Annotated in this window: 30 protein-coding genes; 15 read left to right on the plus strand and 15 right to left on the minus strand. The window is 71.3% G+C overall.

The features are described 5' to 3' along the window. Positions 1 to 89 precede the first annotated feature (89 nt). From ACIBSW_RS14445 to ACIBSW_RS14455, 3 genes are read left to right on the plus strand one after another with little or no spacing between them, the layout of a single operon-like run. Complete coding sequence (locus ACIBSW_RS14445) at positions 90 to 749, plus strand: ABC transporter permease (RefSeq protein ID WP_404799358.1); 660 nt, start codon at positions 90 to 92, stop codon at positions 747 to 749. After that, positions 742 to 1,542 carry an ABC-2 family transporter protein gene (locus ACIBSW_RS14450; RefSeq protein ID WP_354717152.1) on the plus strand — a complete coding sequence of 267 codons (801 nt, stop codon included), beginning with the start codon at positions 742 to 744 and terminating at the stop codon, positions 1,540 to 1,542. Before ACIBSW_RS14445 ends, ACIBSW_RS14450 begins: the two co-directional genes overlap by 8 nt. 8 nt (positions 1,543 to 1,550) lie before the next feature. After that, entirely contained in the window at positions 1,551 to 2,504 is a 954-nt protein-coding gene (locus tag ACIBSW_RS14455; RefSeq protein ID WP_354717150.1) for an ATP-binding cassette domain-containing protein, read from the plus strand. On the opposite strand, the gene ACIBSW_RS14460 is transcribed toward ACIBSW_RS14455, so the two are convergent. Continuing rightward, entirely contained in the window at positions 2,501 to 3,058 is a 558-nt protein-coding gene (locus ACIBSW_RS14460; RefSeq protein ID WP_354717148.1) for an XRE family transcriptional regulator, read from the minus strand. The two genes, ACIBSW_RS14455 and ACIBSW_RS14460, sit on opposite strands and share 4 nt — an antisense overlap. Before the next feature lie 66 nt (positions 3,059 to 3,124). Between ACIBSW_RS14460 and ACIBSW_RS14465 the strand changes: the two genes are divergently transcribed. Both ACIBSW_RS14465 and ACIBSW_RS14470 read left to right on the plus strand, forming a co-directional pair. Then, complete coding sequence (locus ACIBSW_RS14465) at positions 3,125 to 3,964, plus strand: AzlC family ABC transporter permease (protein ID WP_354717147.1); 840 nt, start codon at positions 3,125 to 3,127, stop codon at positions 3,962 to 3,964. Then, on the plus strand, positions 3,958 to 4,266 hold the full coding sequence (locus ACIBSW_RS14470) for an AzlD domain-containing protein (RefSeq protein WP_354717145.1): 309 nt from the start codon (positions 3,958 to 3,960) through the stop codon (positions 4,264 to 4,266). The genes ACIBSW_RS14465 and ACIBSW_RS14470 overlap by 7 nt, the downstream gene beginning before the upstream one ends. 13 nt (positions 4,267 to 4,279) lie before the next feature. On the opposite strand, the gene ACIBSW_RS14475 is transcribed toward ACIBSW_RS14470, so the two are convergent. From ACIBSW_RS14475 to ACIBSW_RS14490, 4 genes are all read right to left on the minus strand, one after another. Continuing rightward, entirely contained in the window at positions 4,280 to 4,915 is a 636-nt protein-coding gene (locus ACIBSW_RS14475) for a DUF3043 domain-containing protein (protein ID WP_354717143.1), read from the minus strand. A gap of 86 nt (positions 4,916 to 5,001) precedes the next feature. After that, a complete protein-coding gene (murA, locus tag ACIBSW_RS14480; protein WP_354717141.1) occupies positions 5,002 to 6,357 on the minus strand; it encodes a UDP-N-acetylglucosamine 1-carboxyvinyltransferase in 1,356 nt (451 codons plus the stop codon). A 215-nt stretch (positions 6,358 to 6,572) separates the two neighbouring features. Next, entirely contained in the window at positions 6,573 to 7,742 is a 1,170-nt protein-coding gene (gene nadA, locus ACIBSW_RS14485) for a quinolinate synthase NadA (RefSeq protein ID WP_404799330.1), read from the minus strand. Positions 7,743 to 7,803: 61 nt separating this feature from the next. Next, the gene (locus tag ACIBSW_RS14490; RefSeq protein WP_354717138.1) at positions 7,804 to 7,953 is read right to left on the minus strand and encodes a hypothetical protein; all 150 of its coding nucleotides are present in this window, start codon (positions 7,951 to 7,953) and stop codon (positions 7,804 to 7,806) included. A gap of 48 nt (positions 7,954 to 8,001) precedes the next feature. On the opposite strand from ACIBSW_RS14490, the gene ACIBSW_RS14495 reads away from it, so the two are divergent. The 4 genes from ACIBSW_RS14495 (at position 8,002) to ACIBSW_RS14510 (ending at position 11,315) form a co-directional block, all read left to right on the plus strand. Further along, on the plus strand, positions 8,002 to 9,114 hold the full coding sequence (locus ACIBSW_RS14495; protein WP_354717136.1) for a glycerate kinase: 1,113 nt from the start codon (positions 8,002 to 8,004) through the stop codon (positions 9,112 to 9,114). Between the two features lie 102 nt (positions 9,115 to 9,216). Beyond that, entirely contained in the window at positions 9,217 to 9,591 is a 375-nt protein-coding gene (erpA, locus tag ACIBSW_RS14500; RefSeq protein WP_184996607.1) for an iron-sulfur cluster insertion protein ErpA, read from the plus strand. A 223-nt stretch (positions 9,592 to 9,814) separates the two neighbouring features. After that, complete coding sequence (locus tag ACIBSW_RS14505) at positions 9,815 to 10,798, plus strand: carbohydrate kinase family protein (RefSeq protein WP_354717134.1); 984 nt, start codon at positions 9,815 to 9,817, stop codon at positions 10,796 to 10,798. 4 nt (positions 10,799 to 10,802) lie between these two features. Continuing rightward, the gene (locus ACIBSW_RS14510; RefSeq protein ID WP_354717132.1) at positions 10,803 to 11,315 is read left to right on the plus strand and encodes an ATP-binding protein; all 513 of its coding nucleotides are present in this window, start codon (positions 10,803 to 10,805) and stop codon (positions 11,313 to 11,315) included. Here ACIBSW_RS14510 and ACIBSW_RS14515 read toward each other — a convergent pair. Both ACIBSW_RS14515 and ACIBSW_RS14520 read right to left on the minus strand, forming a co-directional pair. Further along, positions 11,291 to 11,503 (minus strand): sulfurtransferase TusA family protein, encoded by a 213-nt coding sequence (locus tag ACIBSW_RS14515; RefSeq protein WP_354717130.1) that lies wholly within the window; start codon positions 11,501 to 11,503, stop codon positions 11,291 to 11,293. The genes ACIBSW_RS14510 and ACIBSW_RS14515 overlap by 25 nt on opposite strands. Then, the gene (locus ACIBSW_RS14520; RefSeq protein WP_354717128.1) at positions 11,500 to 12,645 is read right to left on the minus strand and encodes an aminotransferase class V-fold PLP-dependent enzyme; all 1,146 of its coding nucleotides are present in this window, start codon (positions 12,643 to 12,645) and stop codon (positions 11,500 to 11,502) included. The genes ACIBSW_RS14515 and ACIBSW_RS14520 overlap by 4 nt, the downstream gene beginning before the upstream one ends. Before the next feature lie 238 nt (positions 12,646 to 12,883). Between ACIBSW_RS14520 and coxB the strand changes: the two genes are divergently transcribed. Continuing rightward, entirely contained in the window at positions 12,884 to 13,750 is an 867-nt protein-coding gene (gene coxB / locus ACIBSW_RS14525; RefSeq protein ID WP_354717126.1) for a cytochrome c oxidase subunit II, read from the plus strand. Positions 13,751 to 13,759: 9 nt separating this feature from the next. Next, complete coding sequence (locus ACIBSW_RS14530; protein WP_354717124.1) at positions 13,760 to 14,191, plus strand: cytochrome c oxidase subunit 4; 432 nt, start codon at positions 13,760 to 13,762, stop codon at positions 14,189 to 14,191. A 67-nt stretch (positions 14,192 to 14,258) separates the two neighbouring features. Here ACIBSW_RS14530 and ACIBSW_RS14535 read toward each other — a convergent pair whose 3' ends face one another. The 4 genes from ACIBSW_RS14535 to ACIBSW_RS14550 form a co-directional block, all read right to left on the minus strand. After that, entirely contained in the window at positions 14,259 to 14,465 is a 207-nt protein-coding gene (locus tag ACIBSW_RS14535) for a hypothetical protein (protein ID WP_354717122.1), read from the minus strand. A gap of 111 nt (positions 14,466 to 14,576) precedes the next feature. After that, positions 14,577 to 15,641, minus strand: a complete 1,065-nt coding sequence (trpD, locus tag ACIBSW_RS14540) for an anthranilate phosphoribosyltransferase (protein WP_354717120.1) — start codon at positions 15,639 to 15,641, stop codon at positions 14,577 to 14,579. A gap of 32 nt (positions 15,642 to 15,673) precedes the next feature. Beyond that, a complete protein-coding gene (locus ACIBSW_RS14545; protein WP_354717118.1) occupies positions 15,674 to 16,120 on the minus strand; it encodes a hypothetical protein in 447 nt (148 codons plus the stop codon). Between the two features lie 51 nt (positions 16,121 to 16,171). Further along, positions 16,172 to 17,149, minus strand: coding sequence for a cytochrome c oxidase assembly protein (locus ACIBSW_RS14550; RefSeq protein WP_404799331.1), 978 nt, complete (start codon positions 17,147 to 17,149; stop codon positions 16,172 to 16,174). A 109-nt stretch (positions 17,150 to 17,258) separates the two neighbouring features. On the opposite strand from ACIBSW_RS14550, the gene ACIBSW_RS14555 reads away from it, so the two are divergent. The 4 genes from ACIBSW_RS14555 to ACIBSW_RS14570 are packed head-to-tail and all read left to right on the plus strand — an operon-like array spanning position 17,259 to position 21,474. After that, positions 17,259 to 17,855 (plus strand): heme-copper oxidase subunit III, encoded by a 597-nt coding sequence (locus ACIBSW_RS14555; RefSeq protein ID WP_354717115.1) that lies wholly within the window; start codon positions 17,259 to 17,261, stop codon positions 17,853 to 17,855. A 48-nt stretch (positions 17,856 to 17,903) separates the two neighbouring features. Beyond that, the gene (locus tag ACIBSW_RS14560) at positions 17,904 to 18,752 is read left to right on the plus strand and encodes a c-type cytochrome (RefSeq protein ID WP_354717114.1); all 849 of its coding nucleotides are present in this window, start codon (positions 17,904 to 17,906) and stop codon (positions 18,750 to 18,752) included. Then, positions 18,749 to 19,852 (plus strand): Rieske 2Fe-2S domain-containing protein, encoded by a 1,104-nt coding sequence (locus tag ACIBSW_RS14565; RefSeq protein WP_354717112.1) that lies wholly within the window; start codon positions 18,749 to 18,751, stop codon positions 19,850 to 19,852. Before ACIBSW_RS14560 ends, ACIBSW_RS14565 begins: the two co-directional genes overlap by 4 nt. Then, positions 19,849 to 21,474, plus strand: a complete 1,626-nt coding sequence (locus ACIBSW_RS14570; protein ID WP_354717110.1) for a ubiquinol-cytochrome c reductase cytochrome b subunit — start codon at positions 19,849 to 19,851, stop codon at positions 21,472 to 21,474. The genes ACIBSW_RS14565 and ACIBSW_RS14570 overlap by 4 nt, the downstream gene beginning before the upstream one ends. Before the next feature lie 65 nt (positions 21,475 to 21,539). Here the strand turns inward: ACIBSW_RS14570 and ACIBSW_RS14575 are convergent, their stop codons facing one another. From ACIBSW_RS14575 to ACIBSW_RS14590, 4 genes are all read right to left on the minus strand, one after another. Continuing rightward, a complete protein-coding gene (locus ACIBSW_RS14575) occupies positions 21,540 to 21,827 on the minus strand; it encodes an Lrp/AsnC family transcriptional regulator (protein WP_106126821.1) in 288 nt (95 codons plus the stop codon). Positions 21,828 to 21,894: 67 nt separating this feature from the next. Further along, on the minus strand, positions 21,895 to 22,719 hold the full coding sequence (locus tag ACIBSW_RS14580; RefSeq protein ID WP_354717108.1) for an NTP transferase domain-containing protein: 825 nt from the start codon (positions 22,717 to 22,719) through the stop codon (positions 21,895 to 21,897). Then, the gene (locus tag ACIBSW_RS14585; protein WP_354717106.1) at positions 22,716 to 23,231 is read right to left on the minus strand and encodes an NUDIX domain-containing protein; all 516 of its coding nucleotides are present in this window, start codon (positions 23,229 to 23,231) and stop codon (positions 22,716 to 22,718) included. The genes ACIBSW_RS14580 and ACIBSW_RS14585 overlap by 4 nt, the downstream gene beginning before the upstream one ends. 31 nt (positions 23,232 to 23,262) lie before the next feature. Beyond that, on the minus strand, positions 23,263 to 25,056 hold the full coding sequence (locus ACIBSW_RS14590; protein WP_354717104.1) for an HD domain-containing protein: 1,794 nt from the start codon (positions 25,054 to 25,056) through the stop codon (positions 23,263 to 23,265). Between the last annotated feature and the right edge of the window lie 13 nt (positions 25,057 to 25,069).

Below are 25,069 nucleotides of genomic sequence, written 5' to 3' on the forward strand. Positions count from 1 at the left end.
ACCGGCAGGCGACCATAGCCGGATCGTTCACCAACATCGTCTTCGGGTTCCTCCGTTGTTACGTCCTGCTCGCCGTTGCGGCGGGCGCCGTGAACGGGACGCCCGCAGGGTACCGCCCGGACCAGCTGGCCACTTTCGTCTGGGTCGGGCAGGGGTTGCTCACCGTAGTTTCACTCTGGGGCTGGACAGAGTTGTCCGACCGGATCCGATCGGGTGAGGTTACGGCGGATCTGTTGCGCCCGATCCATCCGGTGACCGGCTACCTCGCGCCCGACCTGGGCCGCGCCCTGCACGGCATGATCTTCCGCTTCCTGCCGCCGCTCGCCGTCGGCCTGATCTTCTTCGACCTCTACCTGCCGGGCCGCTGGTTCACCGTGCCGCTGTTCGGGCTCTCGGTGCTGCTCGCCGTCGTGGGCAGCCTCGGCATGCGGTTCCTGGTCAACGCGACCGCGTACTGGCTGCACGACGCCCGCGGACCGATCATGCTGTGGACCCTCGCCGCGGGCATGCTGGCCGGCCTCTACTTCCCGCTGCGCTTCCTGCCCGACTGGCTGGCCGTAACGTTGTGGGTCGCCACACCGTTTCCAGGTTTGATGCAGACGCCGCTCGACGTGTTGGTCGAGCGGGATCCGGCGCCGTTGCAGTTCGGGCTCGTCGCGCTGCAGGCGGTCTGGGCCGCGGTGCTGCTCGCGCTCTGCGCGCTGGTGCAGCGCCGCGCCGAGCGCCGGCTGGTGGCGCAGGGTGGCTGAGCTGCGGGCGTACGCCGCGCTGCTGGGCGGGCAGTGGCGCTCGGTCACCTCGTACCGGGCGTCGTTCGCCGTGGAGATGATCACCAACATCGGGGGTACGGCGCTCGACGTGTTCGCGGTCGTGGTGATCTTCCAGGCCACGACGACCATCGCCGGCTTCTCCCTGCGCGAGGGCGTGCTGATCGTCAGCCTGTCGTCCTGCGCGTTCGCCCTCGCCGACTTCGCGGTCGGCAACATCGACCGGCTCAAGACCTACGTGCGCACCGGCACGATGGACGCGGTCCTGGTCCGGCCGCTGAGCGCGCTGGCCCAGCTGATCCTGATGGACCTGCCGGTTCGTAAGGCCCTGCGGCTGCCGTTCGGCTTCGCGGTGCTCGCCGTCGCGCTGCGGATCAACCACGTGGACTGGACCCCGGCGCGGGTGGCGCTGCTGGTCGTCGCGCCGCTCGCCGGTGCGGTCTTCTTCTCCGCGATCTTCGTGCTCAGCGCCAGCCTGGCGTTCTGGTGGGTCGACTCCGGCGAGGTCGGCAGCGCGTTCACCTACGGCGGGCGGGACTTCACCGCGTACCCGATAACGGTGTACTCGGGGTGGTTCCGGGCCGCTTTCGCGTACGGGCTGGGCTTCGGTTTCGTGGCGTACCAGCCGGCGCTGGCGCTGCTGGGCCGGGCCGACCCGCTCGGCCTGCCGACCTGGGCGGGCTTCGTCTCCCCGCTGGTCGCGCTGCCCGCCGCCGGGCTCGCCGCGGCCGTCTGGCGCACCGGCATCCGGCACTACCGCAGCACCGGATCGTGAGGGGGAACATGGCCGTCATCGAGATGCGCGGGCTGCGCAAGGACTTCGTGGTTCGGGTCAAGGCGGGCCGGGTGCGCCGCGAGAAGCGGGCCGTCGCCGCCGTCGACGGCATCGACCTGCGCATCGAGCGCGGCGAGATGGTCGGCTACATCGGCCCCAACGGCGCGGGCAAGTCGACCACGCTGAAGATGCTCACCGGCGTGCTCACCCCGTCCTCGGGCGACGTCTCGGTCTGCGGGCTGCGGCCGGTGCCGCAGCGCACCCGGCTGGCGCTGCGCATCGGGGTGGTCTTCGGCCAGCGCTCCCAGCTCTGGTGGGACCTGCCGCTGCGCGAGTCGTTCGGCCTGCTCCGGCACATCTACCGGGTGCCGGCGGCCGAGCACTCGGCCCGGCTGCGCCGCTGCGTGGCCCTGCTGGACCTGGACGGCTTCCTGGACACGCCGGTCCGGCAGCTCTCCCTGGGCCAGCGGATGCGCGGCGAGCTCACCGCGGCGCTGCTGCACGGGCCGGAGGTGCTGTTCCTGGACGAGCCGACGATCGGGCTGGACGTGGTGAGCAAGCAGGCGGTCCGGTCGTTCCTGGCCGAGCTCGGCGCCACCGGCGACGTCACGCTGGTGCTGACCACGCACGACCTGGCCGACATCGAGCGGCTCTGCGGACGGCTGGTGGTCATCGACCACGGCCGGGTGGTGCACGACGGCACGATCGAGGCCCTGCACGCCCGGTACGGCTCCCGCCGCCGCCTCGTCGCGGACCTGGACGCGCCGCTGCCGCCGGGCTTCACGGTCGAGGGCGCGACGCTGGTCTCGCTGGAGGCGGACGGCCACCGGGCGTCGTTCGACCTGGTGGCCGACACCGCGGGACCGGTGGTCGGCCGGCTGGCGGCGCTGGCCTCGCTGCGGGACCTGTCCCTGGTCGAACCGGACATCGAGGACGTGGTGGCCCGCCTGTACGCCTCTTAGCGGTGCTCCATCACGAGCACGGCCCAGGTGCCGGGTTCGAGGGCCTCGTAGCGGTGCGGGAGGTCGCCGGGGAAGGTCACGTAGTCGCCCGGACCGAGGTCGAGCTCCTCGCCCTCCGGCCCGGTGCGCAGCCGCCCGGCCGCCACGACCAGGTGCTCGATGCTGCCGGCGAGGTGCGCGTCGGCCCGCCGCGTGGCGCCCGGCTCGAGCTCCATCACGTACAGGTCGCGGCGGGCGTGCGTGCTGCCGGCGGCGAGCAGGGTCGCGAAGAAGTCGGCGTGGTCGGACTGCAGCCGCGGCCCCTCGCCGGCCCGGACCACCCGGATCAGCGGCTCGGGCGGCTCGACCAGGCGGCTGAACGGCACACCCAGCGCGACGCCGAGCGACCACAGAGTCTCCACGCTGGGATTGCCGGTGCCGGACTCCAGCTGGGAGAGCGTCGACTTGGCCAGGCCCGCCCGCCGGGCCAGCTCGGCCAGGGAGATGCCGACCCGGTCGCGCTCGCGGCGCAGGGCCGCGGCGATGGTGGCCAGCGGGGGAGTGGGCTGCGACATGTTCACTCCGTCGATCGAGTCGTTCGGTTTGACGAACGTTACGCCCGTCGTTCATTATTTTGAACTATGCGTACGCCAAGTCGAACACCGGATCGGGCCCTGCTCCGGGACGCCGCCGCGATCGCGGCGGCGATGGTCGCGGTCGGTGCGTCGTTCGGCGCCATCGCGATCGCGTACGGGATGCCGGCCTGGGTCCCGTTCCTGATGTCGACGGCGGTGTTCGCGGGCGGCGCGCAGTTTCTCGCGGTCGGCCTGATCGCGGCCGGCAACCCCCTCGCAGCCGTCGCCGCGGGCCTGCTGCTCAACGCCCGCCACCTGCCGTTCGGCCTGGCGGTCTCGGCCACCGTCGGCCCGCGCTGGCGGGACCGGCTGATCGGCAGCCACCTGATGACCGACGAGGTGGTGGCCTTCACGCTCGCCGAGGAGGACCCGGCCCGGCGCCGCCGCACCTACTGGCTGATCGGCGCCACGCTGTTCACGTCGTGGAACCTCGGCACCGCGCTGGGCGTCTGGCTCGGCGGCGCGGCGGGCGACCCGGCCGCGCTCGGCCTGGACGCGGCGTTCCCGGCGGGGCTGATCGCGCTGATCCTGCCGTCGCTGCGCGACCGCGACACCCGCGTGGCGGCGCTGGCCGGCGCGGCGGTGGCGGTGGCGCTGACCCCGGTCCTGCCGGCGGGGCTGCCCGTGCTGTGCGCGCTGCTGGGCCTCGGCGCGGTGTTCCTGCCGCGCCGCCGCGCCGCGCGGGCCGGTGCCGGCCACGCGGAACCGGGCGCGGAGCGGACCGCCGCCGTGCCTGGGCAGGCCATCAAGGCCGGACCGTCCGCCGAAAGTGCGGTCGGCCAGGGCGGCGGCGCGGCCGACCGTGCCGCCGGGCGGCGCGTAGAGACCGAGGAGGCGCCGTGCTGATCGCCGCGATCCTGACCCTGGCCGTCGGCACCTACACGATGCGTCTCAGCGGCGTCCTGCTGCGCGACCGGCTGGAACTCTCCGACCACCTGCAGCGCCTGCTCCCGATGGCGGCGGCGACGCTGCTGGCGGCGCTGGCGGCGACGGCGGCCCTGATGGAGGGTGCCGCGCCCGCGGGCATCGCCCGCCCGGCGGGGGTGGCCGCCGGCGCGCTGCTCGCCTGGCGCCGCGCGCCGTTCGTCGTGGTGGTGCTCGCGGCCGCGGCGACCGCCGCCCTGCTCCGGCTCGCCGGCGTCGAGTGACCGGCGGCGCGGATCAGATCTTGGCGCCGAGCTCGACCTGGGGCTTCGGGACGCGCATGCGGCGGAACGTCAGCCCGCGCATGATGCCGTAGAGGTAGAGCGAGCCCAGCCGCTGCGTCGTGTCCGGGAAGCGGGCCGAGACCAGGCTCTTGACCTTGCGGGAGATCAGCACGCTGTCGACCACCACCGCGATGGCCAGGATCGCCCAGAGCAGGTTGGCGCCGAGCCGGACCTGCTGCGGCATGGCCGCGGTCGAGCCGACGAAGACGACGATCGCGCCGGCGAAGAACCAGGTGCCCGCCGTGCGCTTGGAGTCGACGATGTTGCGGACCAGCGCGCGCTCCGGGCCGCGGTCGCGGGCCAGCAGGTAGCGCTCGTCGCCGGCCCGCATGCCGGCCGAGGCCTCCGCCCGCTCCGTGCGCTGGCGCTCGCGCATTTGCTTGTAGGCCTCGCGCCGGTTGGCCGGTGCGGCCGCCGTGTCGTGCCGGCGCTGTGCGCTGGTGCGCTTCGGCGTGGCGACACCCAGCTCCTTCTTCGAGGGGGTGTAGGCCTTGGGCTTGGACGCGGCCGAGGGCTCGGGCTCGGAGGTCACCGTTTCGGTGGCGTCGGAGACGAGGTCGGCGGACTTTCGGCGAAACAGCGAGGGCACCCCAGCAGCGTAGCCAAGAGGTCCGACAAAGCCGAAACCGCGCCGACGTTTGTCGGCGCGGTTCGGTAAAGAAGCAGACGAAAGGACTAGACCCGTTCGACCAGCGCGCCCAGGGCGGCGAGCTTGCCCTCGAAGTCCTCGTAGCCGCGGTTGATCAGGTCGACCCCGTAGACCCGGGAGGTGCCCTCGGCCGCCAGCGCCGCGATCAGGTGGCTGAAGCCGGCCCGCAGGTCCGGGATCACCAGGTCGGCGGCGTGCAGCTTGCTCGGGCCCGCGATGACCGCGGAGTGCTTGAAGTTGCGCCGGCCGAAGCGGCACGGTGTTCCGCCGAGGCAGTCGCGGTAGACCTGGATCGTGGCGCCCATGGTGTTCAGCGCCTCGGTGTAGCCCAGCCGCTGCTCGTACACGGTCTCGTGCATGATCGACAGGCCGCGGGCCTGGGTCAGCGCGACCACCAGCGGCTGCTGCCAGTCGGTCATGAAGCCGGGGTGCACGTCCGTCTCCAGCGCGACGGCGTTGAGCTCGCCGCCCGGGTGCCAGAACTTGATGCCGCCCTCGACGCCGGTCACGCCGGTCCGGGCCACCCGCGCGTCGGTGATCTCGAACTCGCCGCCGATCGAGCGGAAGACGTTCAGGAACGTCATCATGTCGGCCTGCTGCGCGCCGAGCACCTCGATCTCGCCGCGGGTGGCGAGCGCGGCCGCCGCCCAGCTCGCGGCCTCGATCCGGTCCGGGATCGGCTTGTGGTGGTAGCCGTGCAGCTTCGGCACGCCGAGGATCTCGATGACCCGGTCGGTGTGCACCGTGATGATCGCGCCCATCTTCTGCAGCACGCAGATCAGGTCCATGATCTCCGGCTCGATGGCCGCGTTGCGCAGCTCGGTGACGCCCTCGGCGCGCACCGCCGTGAGCAGCACCTGCTCGGTGGCGCCCACGCTCGGGTACGGCAGCTCCAGCTTGGTGCCGTGCAGCCCGTTCGGCGCGGTGAGGTGCATGCCCTCGGGCGTCTTGTCGACGACGGCGCCGAACTGGCGCAGCGCCTGGATGTGGAAGTCGATCGGGCGCGGCCCGATGTGGCAGCCGCCCAGGTCCGGGATGAACGCGTGGCCGAGCCGGTGCAGCAGCGGGCCGCAGAACAGGATCGGGATCCGGCTCGAGCCGGCGTGCACGTTGATCTGGTCGCTGCTGGCGCTCTCCACGTTCGTGGGGTCCATGACCAGCTCGCCGTCGTCAGCGCCGTCGCTGACCTTGACGCCGTGCAGCCCGAGCAGGCCGCGGACGACCTCCACGTCCCGGATGCGGGGCACGTCGAAGAGCCGGCTCGGCGTCTCGCCCAGCAGGGCGGCCACCATGGCCTTGGAAACCAGGTTCTTGGCGCCACGGACCCGGATCTGCCCGTGCAGCGGCGCTCCGCCGTGTACGGCCAGGACGTCGTCGGTCAACGCAACCTCCAGAGGCGGGCGTGCGAGACGCCCGATGCGGATAGGGACGCAGCCGACGGTGGGGGACCGGTGGCTGCCGCCCGGGCAGCATAGCCCTGAGTGACCAGTGCAGAAATCGCGACAACGCCTAGGACGGCACGAATTGCTGATGATTAAGGCAACAGAAAGGTACAGGCGTGCGGACGGCGCATCGCCGATTACGCAGAGTTAGATTTTTACGGGAGGGCGAGCATCTGGTCGAGGGCCGCCCGGGCGTGCTTCGCGGTGTCCGCGTCGACGGTGATCTGGTTCGGCACCCGGCCCGCCACGAGCTCTTCGAGCGCCCACACGAGGTGCGGGAGATCGATGCGGTTCATGGTGGAGCAGTAGCACACCGTCCGGTCCAGGAACATGATCTGTTTGTCCGGATGTGCCAGCGCCATTCGGCGTACGAGATTGAGTTCGGTGCCGATTGCCCAGGCCGAACCGGCAGGAGCCGCGTCGAGGGCCTTGATGATGTATTCGGTGGATCCCACCTCGTCGGCCGCGCGCACGACATCGTGCCGGCACTCGGGGTGCACCAGGACGCGGACGCCGGGCACCCGCTCGCGCACCTCGCGGACGCTGTCGATGGTGAAGCGGCCGTGCACCGAGCAGTGCCCGCGCCAGAGGATCATCTTGGCGTCGCGCAGCTGCTCCGGGGTGAGCCCGCCGTGCGGCTTGTGCGGGTCCCAGAGCACGCAGTCGTCGAGGTCGAAGCCCATGTTCAGCACCGCCGTGTTGCGGCCGAGGTGCTGGTCGGGCAGGAAGAAGACCTTCTGGCCCCGCTCGAAGGCCCAGGTGAGGGCGCGCTCGGCGTTGGAGGAGGTGCAGACGACGCCGTTGTTGCGCCCGACGAAGCCCTTGATGTCGGCCGAGGAGTTCATGTAGGTCACCGGGACCACGTCGCCGTCGATGCCCAGGTCGGTGAACTCGTCCCAGGCCGCCTCGACCTGGCCGAGCACGGCCATGTCCGCCATCGAGCAGCCCGCCGCCAGGTCGGGCAGCACGACGCGCTGGTCGGGGCCCGTGAGGATGTCCGCGCTCTCGGCCATGAAGTGCACGCCGCAGAAGACGATGAACTCCGCCTCCGGCCGGGCCGCGGCCTCGCGGGCCAGCTTGAACGAGTCGCCCGTGACGTCGGCGAACTGGATGACCTCGTCGCGCTGGTAGTGGTGGCCGAGGACGAACACCCGGTCGCCGAGCGCGGCCTTGGCGGCCGTCGCGCGGGCGACGAGATCGGGGTCGCTCGGCGCGGGCAGCTCGCCCGGGCAGTCGACGCCGCGCTCGCTGGCGGGGTCGGTGCCCCGGCCGAGGAGCAGCAGTGCGGTCGCGGTGTTTCCGGGTTCGGTCCAGGTCGACGTCACGGCAACCATGTTTCCACACCGTTGCCGCGCCGTCGGTTGCCGAAAGGGTGTCCTACGGCACTCAGCGGTGGCGGTTCTGCAGCCGCGTCGCGATCTTGCGAAGCCGGGCCTGGTTCTCCGGCTTGGCCAGCTGGCGCTGACCCTGCTGGACCAGGCGCTGCCCCTTGGGGCTGCGCAGGAACATCTGCAGTCGCTGCATGAGGGTCGCCATGCCTCAACCGTTTCATGCCTACCTGTGCGATACCTGTACCTTCGCAGCGTGCGCGTACTCATCTGCCCGGACAAGTTCGCGGGCACGCTGTCGGCTTCCGAGGCCGCCGCCGCCGTCGCCGCGGGCTGGCACGAGACGGCGCCGGGTGACGAGACGGTGCTGCGCCCGCTCTCCGACGGCGGGCCCGGATTCGTCGAGGTGCTCGCCACCGCGCTCGACGGCCGCCGGCTGCCGGTCGCGATCGTCGACCCCCTCGGCCGTCCCGCGGCCGGCGAGGTCCTGCTGGTCGGCACCACGGCGTACGTGGAGAGCGCACAGGCCTGCGGCCTGCACCTGCTGGCCCCGGCGGAGCGCGACGTCAACGCCGCCACCTCGTACGGCCTCGGGCTGCTGCTCGCAGCGGCGGCCGAGGCCGGCGCCGCGGAGATCGTGGTGGGGCTGGGCGGCTCGGCGACCAACGACGCGGGCGCCGGGATGCTCGCCGCGCTCGGCGCCGCCCCGGTCGACGAGAGCGGCTACGCCCTGCCGTACGGGGGCGCGCCGCTGATCGCCGCGGCCGGGCTCGGCGGCCTGCCCCGGCTGCGCCAGGCGCGCCTGGTGGCCGCGACCGACGTCGACAACCCGCTGACCGGGCTGCACGGCGCCACCGGCGTCTACGGCCCGCAGAAGGGCGCCACCAGGGAGGACGTGCTCCGGCTCGACGCCGCGCTCGACCACTTCGCGGGCGTACTGGAGAAGGCCCTCGACGTCCAGGATCTCCGCACGCTGCCCGGCGGGGGCGCGGCCGGCGGGATCGGCGCCGCCCTGCTCGCCCTCGGCGCCCGGGTGACCTCCGGAATCGCGCTGGTCACCACCCTGATCGGGCTCGAGGAGCAGCTCGACGCCGCCGACCTGGTGATCACCGGCGAGGGGTCCTTCGACCATCAGTCGCTGCGCGGCAAGGTGGCGGCCGGCGTCGCGGGCGGCGCGCGCGACCGGGGCCTGCCCTGCGTGGTCGTCGCCGGGCGCAACGAGACCGGCCACCGCGAGGCGGCCGGCGCGGGCGTGACCGAGACCTACGCCCTCGTGGACCATTTCGGCTCCGAGGAACGGGCGCTGGCCGAGCCCGCCCGGGGCCTGCGCGAGCTCGGCGCGAGGCTCGCCCGGCAATGGAGCCGCTGAGCAGGTGTTCGACATCTCGGCCGTTGCAATTGGGAATACCACCGAACAGGGTTAGCGTTGGCCGGTACGGCACATCACCGGACCGGCAGGGAGAACCGCAACGTGACCACTGAAGCGCACACCGAGTCGACCGAGGCCACCACGGCCGCGCCGACCGGCGTCATTTTGACCGACGTCGCGGCTGTCAAGGTCAAGGCCCTCATCGAGCAGGAAGGCCGTGATGACCTGCGCCTGCGCATCGCCGTGCAGCCCGGCGGCTGCTCGGGCCTGCGATACCAGCTCTTCTTCGACGAGCGGTCGCTGGACGGCGACGTCGTCGCCGACTTCGACGGCGTCGAGGTGGTCGTCGACCGGATGAGCGCGCCGTACCTGGCGGGTGCCACGATCGACTTCGCCGACCGCATCGACGCGCAGGGCTTCACGATCGACAACCCGAACGCGCAGAACTCCTGCGCCTGCGGCGACTCGTTCCACTGAGCCTTTTTCAACGTGGCCCGGGCGGCAGCTCCCGGCAGCGAGCAACGGCCCGGAGCCTCTGGCCGAGGCCAGGTTGAAAATTGCTCATTGATCTGTCACGCGTAAGGGTCGTCCCGGTTGCCGGGGCGGCCCTTTACCGTGTCCGCCAGGTGACGCCCGGATGGCGTCCGCGCCGGGTGCCGGTAGGCTCACCCGGTAATCGCACCCGACCTCGAGGGCCGACATGAAGATCGCCGTTACCGGCTCGATCGCCACAGACCACCTGATGCACTTCCCCGGCAGGTTCGCCGAGCAGCTCATCGCCGATCAGCTGCACAAGGTCTCGCTCTCCTTCCTGGTCGACGACCTGGTCGTGCGGCGCGGCGGCGTGGCGTCGAACATCGCGTACGGGATGGGCAAGCTCGGCCTCAACCCGATCCTGGTCGGTGCGGTCGGCGCGGACTTCGCCGACTACCGGTCCTGGCTCGAGCGCCACGGCGTCGACTGCGACTCGGTGCACGTCAGCGAGATCGCGCACACGGCACGCTTCGTCTGCACCACCGACGACGACCTCAACCAGATCGCGTCGTTCTACGCCGGCGCGATGAGCGAGGCGCGCAACATCGAGCTCGCGCCGGTCGCCGCGCGCGCCGGCGGGCTCGACCTGGTGCTGGTCAGCGCCAACGACCCGGCCGCCATGATCCGTCACTCGCAGGAGTGCCGGGCCCGCGGCTACGCGTTCGCCGCCGACCCGTCGCAGCAGCTCGCCCGCATGGACGGCAGCGACGTGCTGACGCTGATCAGCGGCGCCGAGTACCTGATGACCAACGACTACGAGCGCTCGCTGCTGGAGACCAAGGCCGGTCTGACCAGCGAGCAGGTCCTCGAGCAGGTCAAGGTCCGGGTCACCACGCTGGGCAAGGACGGCGTCGAGATCACCGGCCGCGACATCGAGCGCATCCACGTGCCGGTCGCCCGCGACGTCATCCCCGAGGACCCGACCGGCGTCGGCGACGGCTTCCGGGCCGGCTTCTTCGCCGCGCTGGGCTGGGGCGTCGGCCTCGAGCGCGCCGCGCAGGTCGGCTCGCTGGTCGCGGCCCTGGTCCTGGAGACCGTCGGCCCCCAGGAGTACGACGTGAAGCCGGACTTCTTCCTCAAGCGCCTCGCCGACTCCTACGGCGACGCCGCGGCCGCGGAGATCCAGCCGCACCTGCCGGCCGCGGCCTAGCCCGATGGTCCTTGCCGTCTTCGCCGGTCTGCCGGGAGTGGGAAAGAGCACACTCGCCCAGCAGGTGGGGGCGGTTCTGCCGGCCGCGGTGCTCGCCGTGGACACCGTCGACTTCACGATGCAGGCATACGACGTCACCGAGCCCCGTCCCGGCTACGCCGCGTACGGGGTGGTGGCGGCGCTGGCCGAGACCCAGCTCAGGATGGGTCACCACGTGATCATCGACGCGGTCAACCCGGTGAAGGCGGCCCGGCAGCTCTGGACCGAGCTCGCGGAGCACCTCGGCGTCCCGCTCCGGGTCGTCGAGGTGGTCTGCGGTGACGACGCCGAGCACCGCCGCCGGGTCGAGGCACGCTACGCGGCCCGCGCACACGACGGCATCCCCGACTGGGTGCGCGTGCTGGAGCGCCAGTCGGAGTACGAGCCCTATCCCGGCCCCCGGCTGGTCGTGGACACGTTCCTGGCCGACAAGCCGGTCGAGCCCGTCGTCGACTATTTGACCCTGCGCACCTCGTAGGCGTCCGCCTCCGGGCTGCCCAGGTACTCGTGGCCCTTCATCCGGCACCAGGCCGGGATGTCGTTGGCCGCCGCCGGGTCGTCCGCCAGCACCCGGATCACGGCGCCCACCTCGACGGACGGCATCCGCTTCGCGAGGTCGATGATCGGTAGCGGGCAGCGCCGGCCGCGGGAGTCGACCTCGATCACATCCCCGCCTCCTTCCGGATCTGTTCGACCACCCCGGGCAGCACCGCCAGGAAGCGGTCGACGTCGTCCTCGACGGTCTCCCGGTGCAGCGACACCCGGACGTTGCCGTGGCTGAGCACGCCCATCGCCTCCAGCACGTGGCTGGGCCGCAGCGTGGAGGCGGTGCACGAGGACCCGGACGAGACCGCGAAGCCGTGCCGGTCCAGCGCGTGCAGCAGGGCCTCGCCGTCGACGTACAGGCAGGAGAAGGTCACCAGGTGCGGCAGCCGCTCGACGGGGTCGCCGACCACCTCCACGTCGGGCACGGTCGCCGCGACGGTCGCCCTGATCTTCTCCACCAGCCCGGACAGCCGCGCGGCCTGGTCGCGCGCCTCGGCCAGCACGGCACGCAGGGACGCCGCGGCCGCGACGACGGCCGGCAGATCGAGCGCGCCGACCGGCCGCGGCCGGTGATGATCATCACCCGGGTACGGCGAGCGCCACCGCACGCCCTTGCGCACCACGAGTACGCCGACGCCCGGCGGGCCGCCCCACTTGTGCGCGCTGGCCGTCAGCAGCGACCAGCCCGGCGGCACCGGATGGCGCCCGATCGACTGGGCGGCGTCGACGTACAGCGGCACCCCGGCGTCGGCGCACGCCTGTGCGGCGGCCGCCACGGGCTGCACGGTGCCGACCTCGTGACTGGCGCTGATCAGGGCGGCGAGCGCCGCCCCGGGCGCGGTGACCGCGGCGCGCCAGGCGTCCAGGTCGATCCGCCCGAGGATGTCGACGCCGACCGGCACGGCCTCGCCCAGCGCCGCGGCGTGCAGCACCGCGGAGTGCTCGACGGCCGAGTGCACCAGCGTGCGGCCCGCCCGCGCGCGTCCCGCGAGGCCGCCCAGCACGGCGGCGTGCGCCGCGGCGGTGCCGGAGGAGAGGAAGGTCAGCTCGTCCGGGCGTACGCCCAGGCACTCCGCGACGGTGGCCTGCGCCGCCTCCCGCAGCTGTTGTGCCCGCCGGCCCGCGGCGTAGAGCCGGTCGGGGTCGGCCCAGCCGTCCTCGAGGGCGGCGAGCATCGCCTGCCTGGCCACGGGGTGCAGGGGTGCCGCCGTCGCCGCGTCGAGGTAGGTCGGCGCACCGGCATGAACAGCCCTGAATTCCATCTTCAGGACGGTATCGTCCACATGATCAGTGGTTGCACGGGTACCTCGATGATCGGACCCCCGGTAATCGGGGGCCCGGGCCAGGTCGAGTAGTGTGCGACCGTCGGTGACACCTTGCCGCCGGTGTCCGGATTTCGCACCGGGCGGTGCTCTAGGGAGGCAGGAGCAGGTGGTCTCAAGGAGTTCGGTCGCACGGCCGCGCGTCGTACGGCTAGCCGGGCTCGGTGTCGGTGGTGCCATGCTGCTGGCCCTGCTGTCGGGCTGTTCGTTGACCGGGATCGGAAGCGCCTTCGGCGGCTTCGGATGGCCGGAGGGCGGCATCACCCCGCAGGCGCACAGGATGTATGACCTGTGGATCGCCTCGGTGATCGCGGCGCTGGTCGTCGGGTTCTTCGTCTGGGGCCTGATCTTCTGGTGCATCGTGCGGTACCGCAAGCGCGGCGACACCCTGCCCGTGCAGACCCGGTTCAACATGCCGTTGGAGATCCTCTACACGGTCACGCCGGTGCTGATCGTCGCGGTGCTCTTCTACTACACGGCGATCGTGCAGACCGACGTAGACAGGCTGTCGGCCAAGCCGGACGTGACCGTCGAGGTCGTCGGGTTCAAGTGGAACTGGCAGTTCAACTACCGCGACGCGCCCGGCGAGAAGGCGAAGACCGTCGCGTCGACGCTCGGCTCGACCGACATCATCCCGCTGCTGGTGCTGCCCGTCGGTAAGAAGATCCGCTTCGAGGAGACCAGTAAGGACGTCATCCACTCGTTCTGGGTGCCGGAGATGCTCTTCAAGCGTGACGTGTTCCCGGGCAATGTGCGCAACGTCTTCGAGGTGACCCTCGACAAGGAGGGCCGCTACATCGGCCGCTGCGCCGAGCTCTGCGGCACCTACCACGCCTTCATGCAGTTCGAGCTCGTGGTGGTCTCGCAGGAGCGGTACGACCGGTTCATCGCCGCGAAGGTGGCCGGTGCCTCGACGCCGGATGCGATGGGCGTGATCGGTTACGTCGGCGACGAGCGCTACGCCATCAAGACCTCGCCGATCGACACCCGTCGGCACGGCAAGTCCTGGTACCAAGACGACGCACCCGCTGCGGTAGGGAAGTAGGGACCCGAGTTGAAGACCGAATACAAGATCTTCGCCGGCGTCGCCGTCTTCCTCTTCGGCGCGGCCGCCGTCTACGGCGTGTGGACGCACGGCGTGAGCCCGACCCAGGATGTGGAGTGGATCGGCTTCGTCGCCCTCATCCTCTCCGGCCTGCTATGCGCGATGTGCGGCGGCTTCTTCTGGTTCGTCGCCCGCCGCATCGACCTGCGCCCGGAGGACCGCGAGGACGGCGAGATCGCGGAGGGCGCCGGCGAGATCGGCTTCTTCAGCCCGGGCAGCTACTGGCCGTTCGGCATCGCGCTCGCGGCGGCGGTGACCGGCATGGGCCTGGTGTACTGGATGTGGTGGCTGATCCTCCTGGGTCTGGTCATGGTGATCTTCGGTGCCTGCGGCATGCTGTTCGAGTACTACTCGGGCACCCGGCACCCGGCCGAGCACTGACCGGCTGAGACGCAGAACGGCCCGTCTCCCCTCGGGGAGGCGGGCCGTTTCCTTTGTGCGTGGTCGGTCAGGCGGCGCGGCGTTGCTGCGGCGCCACCCGGGACCCGCCCGCGGACAACAGCACGCGGATGGTGACCGGCGCCAGGATCTCCGCGGCGCCGCACCGGGTGCAGATGAGCTCCGGGCAGTCCTTCTCGTGGCCGTCGGCGCAGGGCGGTGTCTCGAAAGGCATTTCGGCGTCGCACATGACGCAGCGCAGTTCGCGTTCTCGCACGGGTGGCTCCTCTTCGCCGGAAGGTGGATATACCCGAATGTCACTAAAACGTTGTCATGTTCGAGGAGCCGGTGCGGGAACCCCGCCCGGCGTGTCAGAAAAAAATTGAGATCAGACCGATTCCGCGGCCTTGGCCGCCCGGGCCGCCGCGACCCAGCGGTCCAGCAGGGCCGTCGCGGCGCCCGAATCCACCGTCTCCGCGGCCCGGGCGATGCCGGCGCGCATCGTGTCGGCGAACCCACCCGGGAAGCCGGCGTGTGCCGCGAACGCCGCGGCCGCGTTGACCAGGACGGCGTCGCGGACCGGGCCCGGCTCGCCGGCGAACACGCGCAGCGCCGCGCCGGCGTTGAACGCCGCGTCGCCGCCGCGCAGATCGCCCACCTTGCTGCGGGGCAGCCCCAGGTCGACGGAGTCCACCACGGATTCGGTCACCGTGCCCTCGCGGACCAGCCACACCCGGGTCGGCGCCGCCGTGGTGAACTCGTCCAGGCCGTCCTCGCCGCGCATCACCAGCGCCGAGTCGCCCCGGTCGGCGAACACCTGCGCCATCACCGGCGCCATCCGCGGGTCGAAACAGCCCACCGCCGCCGCGCGGGGCCGGGCCGGGTTGGTCAGCGGGCCCAGCACGTTGAAGAAGGTCGGGTGGCCCAGCTCGCGCCGGGTCACCGCGGCGTGCCGCATGCCCGGGTGGTAGCGGGCCGCGAAGCAGAAGCCGATCCCGGCCTCGGCGACCGTGCTCGCGACGCCCTTCGGGCCCAGGTCGAGCGGGATGCCGAAGAACTCCAGCAGGTCGGCGGTGCCGCAGGCGGAGGAGGCCGCCCGGTTGCCGTGCTTGACCACGGTCACCCCGGCGGCCGCCACCACGATGGCGGCCATCGTGGAGATGTTCACGGTGTGCGCCCGGTCGCCGCCGGTGCCCACCACGTCGATCGCGTCCGTGCGCACGGCCTCCGGCAGGTCGACGGGCGTCGCGTTGGCCAGCATCGCCTCGACCAGCCCGGCCAGCTCGGTCGGCGTCTCGCCCTTGGCCCGCAGCGCGATGGCGAAGCCGGCGACCTGCACCGGGGTGGCGTTGCCGGCCATGATCTCGCCCATGGCCCAGGCGGTGTCCTGCGCCGACAACTCCTCGGCCCGCAGCAGGGCGCTCAGCAGGTTCGGCCAGGTACGTGCGCCCATGGTGGGCACTCCTTCGGGGGGAGAGGGGTGTGTCAGCCCAGCTTGCCCATGGTGCCCAGCGGGATCACGCCGTTGCGGCGGCCGCGGAGCATGCCGGCGATGGTCTGACCGGTGGTCACCGGGTCGAGCGGGTGCACCAGGGTCGCGTCGACCTGCGCGAAGGCGGCCAGCCAGCGGTCGGCCGCGCGGGCGATCACCACGCAGGTCGGCGGCGGGTCCGCGTACTCGTCCTTGGTCTGGCGGGCGATGCCCAGGCCGCCGGCCGGCGTCGCCTCGCCGTCGAGGACCATCAGGTCGACCTCGTACGTGTCCAGCAGGTTCCGGCAGTCCTCCCAGGTGGAGGCCTCCACGAACTCCACGGCGAGGTCTGCGGCGGGGCGGACGCCGATCGCCAGCCGGATCCGGTCGCGGACCGCGGGATCGTCGCTGTACAGCAGGACCGTGTACTCGTCCGGCTGCGGCTTGTTGTCGTCGCTCATGTGTGCCCCGGTTCCCACGCTCGTAGGTGCGCGCTGATCGTACCGAACCGGCTATTCGGTGTCCGGCTGCGGTCGTACCGGCGCGGTCTGGTTTGTGATCTTGGTCGCGCCCGCCGCCGCCCGCTCGGCGGCCTCGGCGCGGTCCAGGGCGCGGTCGATCCGCTTCGCCTCGCGCTCGGACTGCCTGATCCACTGCATGACCAGGATGCCGAGCATGGTGACGCTGACGATCTCGCCGCCGGCCCACAGGATGCCGCCCGCCGTCACCTGATCGTTCCACGGGTTTGACCAGGTCAGGCCCAGGTTCGGGTACCAGTCGCCGCCGAGCAGGGTCCGGCTCTGCATGATGGTCAGGCCCAGCACCGTGTGGAACGGCACAGACAGCACCATGAGCAGGGCGCGGGCCGGGTACGGCCAGCGGTTCGGCAGCGGGTCCAGGCCGAGCAGCGGCCAGAAGAACAGGCAGCCCGTGACGATGAAGTGCACGTGGATGAACTCGTGCAGCCAGGCGTGCTCGAGCGTGGCCCGGTAGAGCCCGGTGAAGTACAGGACGAACGGGTTCGCGATGAACAGCGCGAACGCGACCAGCGGAAACGTCAGCACCCGCACGAAGCGGCTGTGCAGCACCCGCAGCAGCGCCTTGCGGCTGGCGGTGGGCACCGTGCGCAGCGCGAGGGTCACCGGCGCGCCGAGGGCCAGGAAGATCGGACCCACCATGGACAGCATCATGTGCTGGACCATGTGCACGCTGATCAGCGTGGTGTCGTACGCCTCGATGCCGGTCACCGACACCGCCGCGATCGAGCCGAGGCCGCCGCCGATGAACGCGACGGTGCGCCCCGGCGGCCAGTGGTCGCCGCGGCGCCGCAGGCGGTGCACGCCGTACAGGTAGACGGCGGCCGCGACCAGCAGGAGGAGCGCAAGAAGGCTGGTCAGCCGGATCTGGGTGAAGATCTCGCCTACGCTGAAGGGCGGGGGGAGAGTATCCCCGCCGGCGAGCGCGGGCGTTGGCGTTTCGACGTGCTGCACCACCTGAGGCTAGGCCTATCAGGGTGATCGCCGGATGACGGGGCGGTGACACGTGCCGGATTAGGCCCCCCGCGACATGTGACAGTGATCGCGGGGCAATAATGAGCCCGTGACAGCGGCAGCCATCGACAAGAGCCGGATCCACTCGCTGACCCGACCCAACATGGTCAGCGTGGGGACCATCGTGTGGCTCTCCAGCGAACTGATGTTCTTCGCGGCATTGTTCGCCATGTACTTCTCGATCCGCGCGGCGGACTACTCCATGTGGGAGAAGCACACCGAGGTTCTCAACATCCCGTACGCGACGACCTTCACGGTCATCCTCGTGCTCTCCTCGGTCACCTGCCAGCTCGGCGTCTTCGCGGCGGAGAAGGGTGACGTGTTCGCGCTGCGGCGCTGGTTCACCCTCACCTTCGTCATGGGCCTGATCTTCGTGCTCGGCCAGGCGAACGAGTACCGCAACCTCGTGCACGAGGGCATCACGCTCAACGGCGACGGTTACGGCTCGATGTTCTACCTGACGACCGGGTTCCACGGCCTGCACGTCACGGGTGGTCTGATCGCCTTCATCGTCTACATGATCCGCACCACGATGGGTCGGTTCACGCCGGCGCAGGCGACCTCGGCGATCGTCGTGTCGTACTACTGGCACTTCGTCGACATCGTGTGGATCGCACTGTTTGCCATGATCTATTGGCTGCAGTAGCCGCCCGTCCGTGAGAGTTCAAGGTCAAAACCCAGAGGGACAAAACCCATGACTTCTGACACCCCCGCCGGACGGCGTTTCCGGGTGTTCAACCGGCGGCGGTCCGCGCCGAGCCGGGCGCGCCGGCGCCTCGGCGCCGCGGCCCGCATGCTAGCCGCCCTCGCGCTGGCCGGCGGCGTTTACACCGCATTCGCGCCGGGTGCGTTCGCCGACGACACGCGGCAGCTCTCCGCCTCGGCGCAGGAGGGCAAGGCGCTCTTCGACACCAGCTGCATCAGCTGCCACGGCCGCAACGCCGAGGGCGTCGAGGGCCGCGGACCGAGCCTGATCGGCACCGGCTCCGCCTCGGTGGAGTTCCAGGTCGGCACCGGCCGCATGCCGATGGCCCGCCAGGAGGCGCAGGCCGAGCAGAAGCAGCCGATGTTCGACAAGGCGCAGACCAAGCAGCTGGGCCAGTACATCCAGGAGCTCGGCGGCGGCCCGCAGATCCCCGAGGGCGACCTGACGGAGAACCTGGACGAGAACCCGGAGGCGCTGGCCCGCGGCGGCGCGCTGTTCCGGCTCAACTGCACGTCCTGCCACGGCTTCGGCGGCGGCGGCGGTGCCCTGTCGTCCGGCAAGTTCGCGCCGGGCCTGCACGACGCCACCGAGCGGGAGCTCTACGCGGCGATGCTGACCGGGCCGCAGAACATGCCGGTGTTCGGCGACAACGAGCTGACCCCGGACGAGAAGCGGCAGATCATCACGTACGTCAAGCTGCAGCTGCAGCAGGAGAAGGACCCGGGCGGCTTGTTCAACCTCGGCCGGTACGGCCCGGTCACCGAGGGCCTGGCGATCTTCATCGTCGGCATCACGATCCTGGTCTTCGCGGCGCTGTGGATTGCGGGGAAGTCATGAGCGTTGTGAAGGACGGGGCGCACGGCGCCGGCACCGAGCCGGTCGACGTCAACGACCCGCGACTGACCCGGTTCGACATCGTCCGCGAGGGCGCCCGGCGCGACGACATCGAGATCGTCACCTACGAGTCGCAGTTCCAGGGGCCGAACTCCAAGGCGGAGAAGCGCGTCGTGCGCAACATCGCCCTGCTGTTCCTGCTCTGCGGCGCGGGCGCGCTGGCCTTCCTCGGCTTCTACATCTTCTGGCCGTGGGAGTTCGAGCTCGGCCACGCGCCGAGCGACTACTACACCCCGATCCTGGGCATCTCGCTCGGCATCTCGCTGCTGGCGCTCGGCTTCGCGATCCTGGCCTGGGCCAAGAAGCTGCTGCCGCACGAGGTCTCGATCCAGGACCGGCACAACCAGCCGTCCAGCGACGAGGACCGCCTGATCACCGGGCAGACCATCGCGTACCTGGGCGAGGAGATGGGCGTGCAGCGGCGCCCGCTGCTCAAGGGCGCGATCGGCCTCGGCCTCGCGCCGCTCGGCCTGGTCGCCGCCGCGCCGCTGGTCGGCGGCCTGATCGAGAACCCGCACAAGGACGCCCAGCCGAACCTGTTCCACACCGGCTTCGACCCGGTGCCGAACCACGGCGAGCTGGTGCGGCTCACCCGCGCCGACGGCACCCCGATCCGGCCCGAGGACGTCAGCGTCGGCGGCCAGCTCACGGTCTTCCCCGGCATCCCGCACGGCGCGACCAACCAGTACGCGGACTCGCCGACCCTGCTCATCCACCTGCGGGCGGAGGACGCCGCGCAGGCCCGGGCGGCCAGCGACGGCGATGCGACCAACGACGGCTCGATGTGGGGCAACTTCATCGCGTACTCGAAGATCTGCACCCACGCCGGCTGCCCGGCCAGCCTGTACGAGCAGCAGACCAACCGGCTGCTCTGCCCGTGCCACCAGTCGCAGTTCCTGATCACCGACAACGCGCGCCCGATCTTCGGTCCGGCCAGCCGCCGTCTGCCACAGCTGCCCATCGAACTGGACGATGAGGGGTTCTTCGTGGCAGCGTCGGACTACAAGGAAACCGTCGGGCCGGACTTCTGGGAGCGGCCGTGAAGCGTCGAAAGCTTGACCTGTCTCAGGTCCCCGCGGCCGTCGGCAAGGGGCTCGACGACCGTTACAAGGCGGCGACGCCGCTGCGTGGCCTGCTGAACAAGGTGTTCCCCGACCACTGGTCGTTCCTGCTCGGCGAGATCGCCCTGTTCTCGTTCATCGTCCTGCTGCTCACCGGCGTCTTCCTGACGCTCTTCTTCGACCCCACGATGACCGAGGTCGTCTACGACGGCGCCTACCCGGCGCTGCGCGGCGTGGAGATGTCCGGTGCGTACGCGTCGTCGCTGCACCTGTCGTTCGAGGTGCGCGGCGGCCTGTTCATGCGCCAGATGCACCACTGGGCGGCGCTGCTGTTCATGGCGTCGATCGTCGTGCACATGGCCCGCATCTTCTTCACCGGTGCGTTCCGCAAGCCCCGCGAGGCGAACTGGGCGATCGGCGTCGCGCTGTTCCTGCTCGGCTTCCTCGCCGGCTTCACCGGCTACTCGCTGCCGGACGACGGCCTCTCCGGCACCGGCCTGCGGATCGCCTCGGCGATCATGCTGTCCATCCCGGTCATCGGCACCTGGCTCTCGGCGTCGATCTTCGGCGGCGAGTTCCCCGGCACGTTCATCATCGGCCGCTTCTACATCGCGCACGTGCTGCTCATCCCGGGCGGCCTGCTCGCGCTGATCAGCGTGCACCTCGGCCTGGTCTTCGCGCAGAAGCACACCCAGTGGCCCGGCCCCGGCCGGACCAACGACAACGTCGTGGGCGAGCGCATGTTCCCGCGGTACGCGCTCAAGCAGGGCGGCTTCTTCATGGCCGTGTTCGGCGTGATCGCGCTGATGGCCGGCATGTTCCAGATCAACCCGATCTGGCTGTTCGGCCCGTACCGGGCGTCCGAGGTCTCCTCGGCGAGCCAGCCCGACTGGTACGTCATGTTCATGGACGGCCTGGTGCGACTGATGCCGGCCTGGCAGATCGACATCCCGATCGGCGACGGCTACGTGATCCCGCCGCTGTTCTGGCCGGCGGTCGTCGGCCTGGGCGCGCTGACCACGATCCCGATGTTCTACCCCTTCATCGAGGCACGCCGCCTGAAGGACACGAGCATCCATCACCTGCTCCAGCGCCCCCGGGACAACCCGGAGCGCACCGGCCTCGGCGCGATGGCGTTCACGTTCTTCATCGTCGCGACCCTGTCCGGCGGCAACGACGTGATCGCCGACAAGTTCAACATCAGCCTGAACGCGATGACCTGGGCCGGCCGCATCGGCCTGGTGATCCTGCCGCCGCTGGCGTACTTCGTCTCGGCCCGGATCTGCCTGGGCCTGCAGCAGCACGACCGCGAGGTCCTCGCGCACGGCGCGGAGACGGGCATCATCAAGCGCCTGCCCGACGGCCGGTTCGTGGAGGTGCACCAGCCGCTCGGCCCGGTGGACGACCACGGCCACCCGCTGCCGCTGGACTACGCGGGCTGGGTCGTCCCGAAGAAGATGAACCGTCTGGGCGCCCTGGCGCCGGCGGTGAAGGGCTTCTTCTACCCGGTGGAGAAGCCGGCCGAGGCCCCGGTCTCGCCGGCCCTGCCCCCGGTGACCGCGCGCGAGGAGCGCGAGGAGATCACCTCGGGTCAGCAGCAGTAGCGAACGCACGAAGAATGGGGGCCCCTCGGGGCCCCCATTTTTTTGCGATGCTCCGGCCGGAACGCTCAGTCGGCGTCGGGCAGGCCGATCGCGAACGCGTCCTCGAGGTCGTGCTTCGAGTAGGCCCGGAAGGCGATGTGCGACTCGGTGTTGAGCACGCCGGGCGTCTTGGAGATGCGGCCCGCGATCACCTCGGCGATGTCGTCGAAGCGCGGGACGCGCACGATGGCGATCAGGTCGACGTTGCCGGCGACCGAGTAGACCTCGCTCACGCCGGGCAGCGCTGCGAGCGCCTCCGCGACCTCCGGAATCGAGTCGGTGGCGCAGTCGATGTGCACGATCGCGGTGTTCACGCGGTCTCCTCGGCTATGAGGGCGGATGAGTCGCCTCATGCTATCCGCGCAGGCAGGGCGGTGCGGATCAGGCGGGGACCGTCAGGCCGGTCCCGGCCCGGATCGCGCCGCGAAGGGACTCGTGCGCCGCCACCGTCGCGCCCGGCCAGATCACGCACTCGGTCACCGAGCCGTGCACCCGCGCGCCCGCGCCGATCACCGACCGCTCGGCCCGTCCGTCGACCGTGGCCGACTCCTCGGTCAGGCCCGCCGCGGCGTGCAGGTTCGCCCGCAGGTAGTCCGCCGGAGTGCCGGTGTCGATGTATTCGCCGTCGTAGGTGACCAGCTCCAGGTCGCCGGCCGCCTCCGCCGGGCGCCAGACCGTGCGCACGAGGTCGCCGGGCCGGTCTGTCAGGCCGCGCAGGTAGCCCCAGGGGATCAGGGAGAAGCCGGCGAAGCGCTGCCCGCTGAAGCCGCCCGTCGCGCCCGGCGGCACGGGCCGGGTCAGCATGCGTACGCTCCGGCCGGTCCAGCCGTCGAGCAGGGCCGCGATGTCCTTGCCGGGCTCGCGCTGCGGGTCGGACAGGTAGGCGTCCGCGTTGCCGACCACGGCGCCGCGGCCGTCGATCCAGCTCAGCAGGCGGCCGACGCCGCCGGAGGTGCCCAGCGGGCCGTCCGGCTCCACCGAGAGGTGCGCCCGGGCGCCGACGTGCGCCACCACCTGGTCGGCCAGGTAGGCCGCGTTGACCGCCACGTCGGACGGGCCGGTGAGGCCCAGGCCGGCGATCCGAGCGAGGGCCCGGTCCAGCAGGGCCACGTTGCCCACCGGGCAGAGCGCCTTGGGGAGCAGCTCGGTGAGCGGGCGCAGCCGCCGGCCCTCCCCGGCCGCGAGCACCACCGCGCAGATGCTCACGACGCCTGCTGCACGGCCAGCGGACCCAGGCCGTAGACGCCGAGCAGGAGCGCCGTGTTCGGGGTCAGCGGCGGCAGGTCGTCCAGGGGGAACCAGCCCGCCTCCAGGACCTCGCCGCCGTCCACCACCAGCGGGGTCGTCGACGCCGGCACCTCGGCCAGGAAGACGGTGTCCACCCAGCCCTTGGCGTGGACGATCGCGTTCGGGACCGCCGGGGTCAGCGCCTCCGGGTCGAGCACCACGCCGGACTCCTCGGCGAGCTCGCGGGCCGCGCCGACGGCGGGGGCCTCGGCCTTCTTGAGCAGGCCGGCCGGCAGGCCCCAGCGCCGTCCCGGCGGCTGGCGCAGCAGGAGCAGGCGGCCGGGCTCGGCGGCCTCCGAATCGCGGACGATGGTGACCGCGCCGACGAGGTACTTGGGGACGATCAGGCGCACGATGCGGCGGCGCACGGGGTGCGGCAGCCGGTAGAACGTCTGGTACGCGACGCCACGCAACCGCCGAGGGAGTTTCACCCCGCCAGGCTATCGGCTGCGCGCACCGGTCTCAGTCTGGGTGGTCGACCAGGGCTATGAGCTGCTCGACCACCTGGTCCGGCTCCAGGTTGCGCTCGGTCACCGCGACCAGCATGGTCTCCAGGTCGGGGTAGCCCAGCTCCTCGGCGAGGCGGCGCAGCGGCACCTCGCTCGCCAGGCCGCGGTCGTGCTTGCGCAGCGTCAGGCCGATCGTCGCCCGGCCCAGGCGTACCTTGTCGACGATGCTGATGCCCGGCGCGTTCTCCTCCGCGAAGAAGCGGTTGATCTGCATCTGGGCCTGCGTCGACTTGACGAAGCCGAGCCACTCCTTGCGCGGCCCCCGCGGCGCCGCGCCCGGCTCGACCTCGACGTGGCCGTCGGTCTCGGTGAAGATCTCCACCACGTCGCCGTCGCGGAGCGGGGAGCTCAGCGGCGCTAGGCGGCCGTTGATGGTCGCCGCGAGGGTCCCGTCGCCCTTGTCGGCGCTCAGCTCGTAGGCCAGGTCGACCGGGGTCGATCCGGCCGGCAGGTCGTAGGTGCTGCCGTGCGCGAACACCTGGATCTGGCCCTCGGCGAGGTCGCAGCGCAGCGAGGCGAGGAACTGGCCGGCGTCGGTGGTGTCCTGCTCCCAGTCGAGCACCCGCTTGAGCCAGGTGAGCTGGTCGGCGCCGGGCGTCTCGGCCGCCTCGGCGGACTTGGGGTAGCGGTAGCCGGTCGCCACGCCGTATTCCGCGCAGCGGTGCATCGAGACGGTCCGGATCAGCACCTCGACCAGGCGGCCCTCGGGCCCGGTGACGGTGGTGTGCAGGGAGCGGTAGAGGTTGTTCTTCGGCGAGGCGATGAAGTCCTTGAACCGGCCGGCCACCGGGCGCCACTGACCGTGGATCGCGCCGAGCGCGGCGTAACAGTCGGTCTCGGGGCCGTCGACGATCACCGCGATGCGGGGCAGGTCGAGCGGCACCGGATGGCCGCCGGCGACCGTGTCCTTCCAGATCGAGTAGTAGTGCCGGGGCCGGGGCGCCACCTTGGCGTCCACCCGGGACCGGCGCAGCGCGGTCGACGCCTTCGTCCGGACGTCCTCGAGGTACTCCGACCAGCCGGGGCGGTTCTTCACATGCTCGTCGATGCGCGCGTAGGACTCCGGCTCCAGGTGGTAGAGCACCACGTCGTCGAGGTCGCGCTTGAGGGCCTGGATGCCCAGGCGGTCACAGAGCGGCACCAGCACGTCGAGGGTGGCGGTGGCGATCCGGGCCCGGGAGGCGGGTGAGCGGGCGTCGAGCGTGCGCATGTTGTGCAGCCGGTCGGCGAGCTTGATCACCAGGACCCGGACGTCCTTGCCGGCGGCGACGATCATCTTGCGGATCGTCTCGGCCTCGGCGACCTTGCCGTAGAACGCCTTGTCGAACTTGGTCACGCCGTCGACCAGGTGCGTCACCTCGGGGCCGAAGTCGCCGTGCAGCGTCTCCAGGGTGTAGCTGGTGTCCTCGACCGTGTCGTGCAGCAGCGCCGCGACCAGCGTCGTCGTGTCCATGCCCAGCTCGGCGCAGATCTGCGCGACCGCGAGCGGGTGGGTGATGTAAGGATCGCCGCTCTTGCGGAACTGTCCCCGGTGCATGTTCTCCGCGACGGCGTAGCTGCGGCGCAGCACGCCCGCGTCGGCGGAGGGGTGGATGTGACGGTGGGTGCGGGTGAGGGTGGTGACTGGATCGTCCTCGTTGCCCTGAAAACTGAGGAACGAGCGCAGTCGGCGCGAGAGCGGTATGTCACCGGACGTGGAGGGCAGGGCGCGTCCAAGGGCGGCGCCGTGGCCGGCGTCGACGTCCACTCGGACACCCCCT

Source organism: Actinoplanes sp. NPDC049668 (assembly GCF_044465445.1).
Classification (GTDB): Bacteria; Actinomycetota; Actinomycetes; order Mycobacteriales; family Micromonosporaceae; genus Actinoplanes.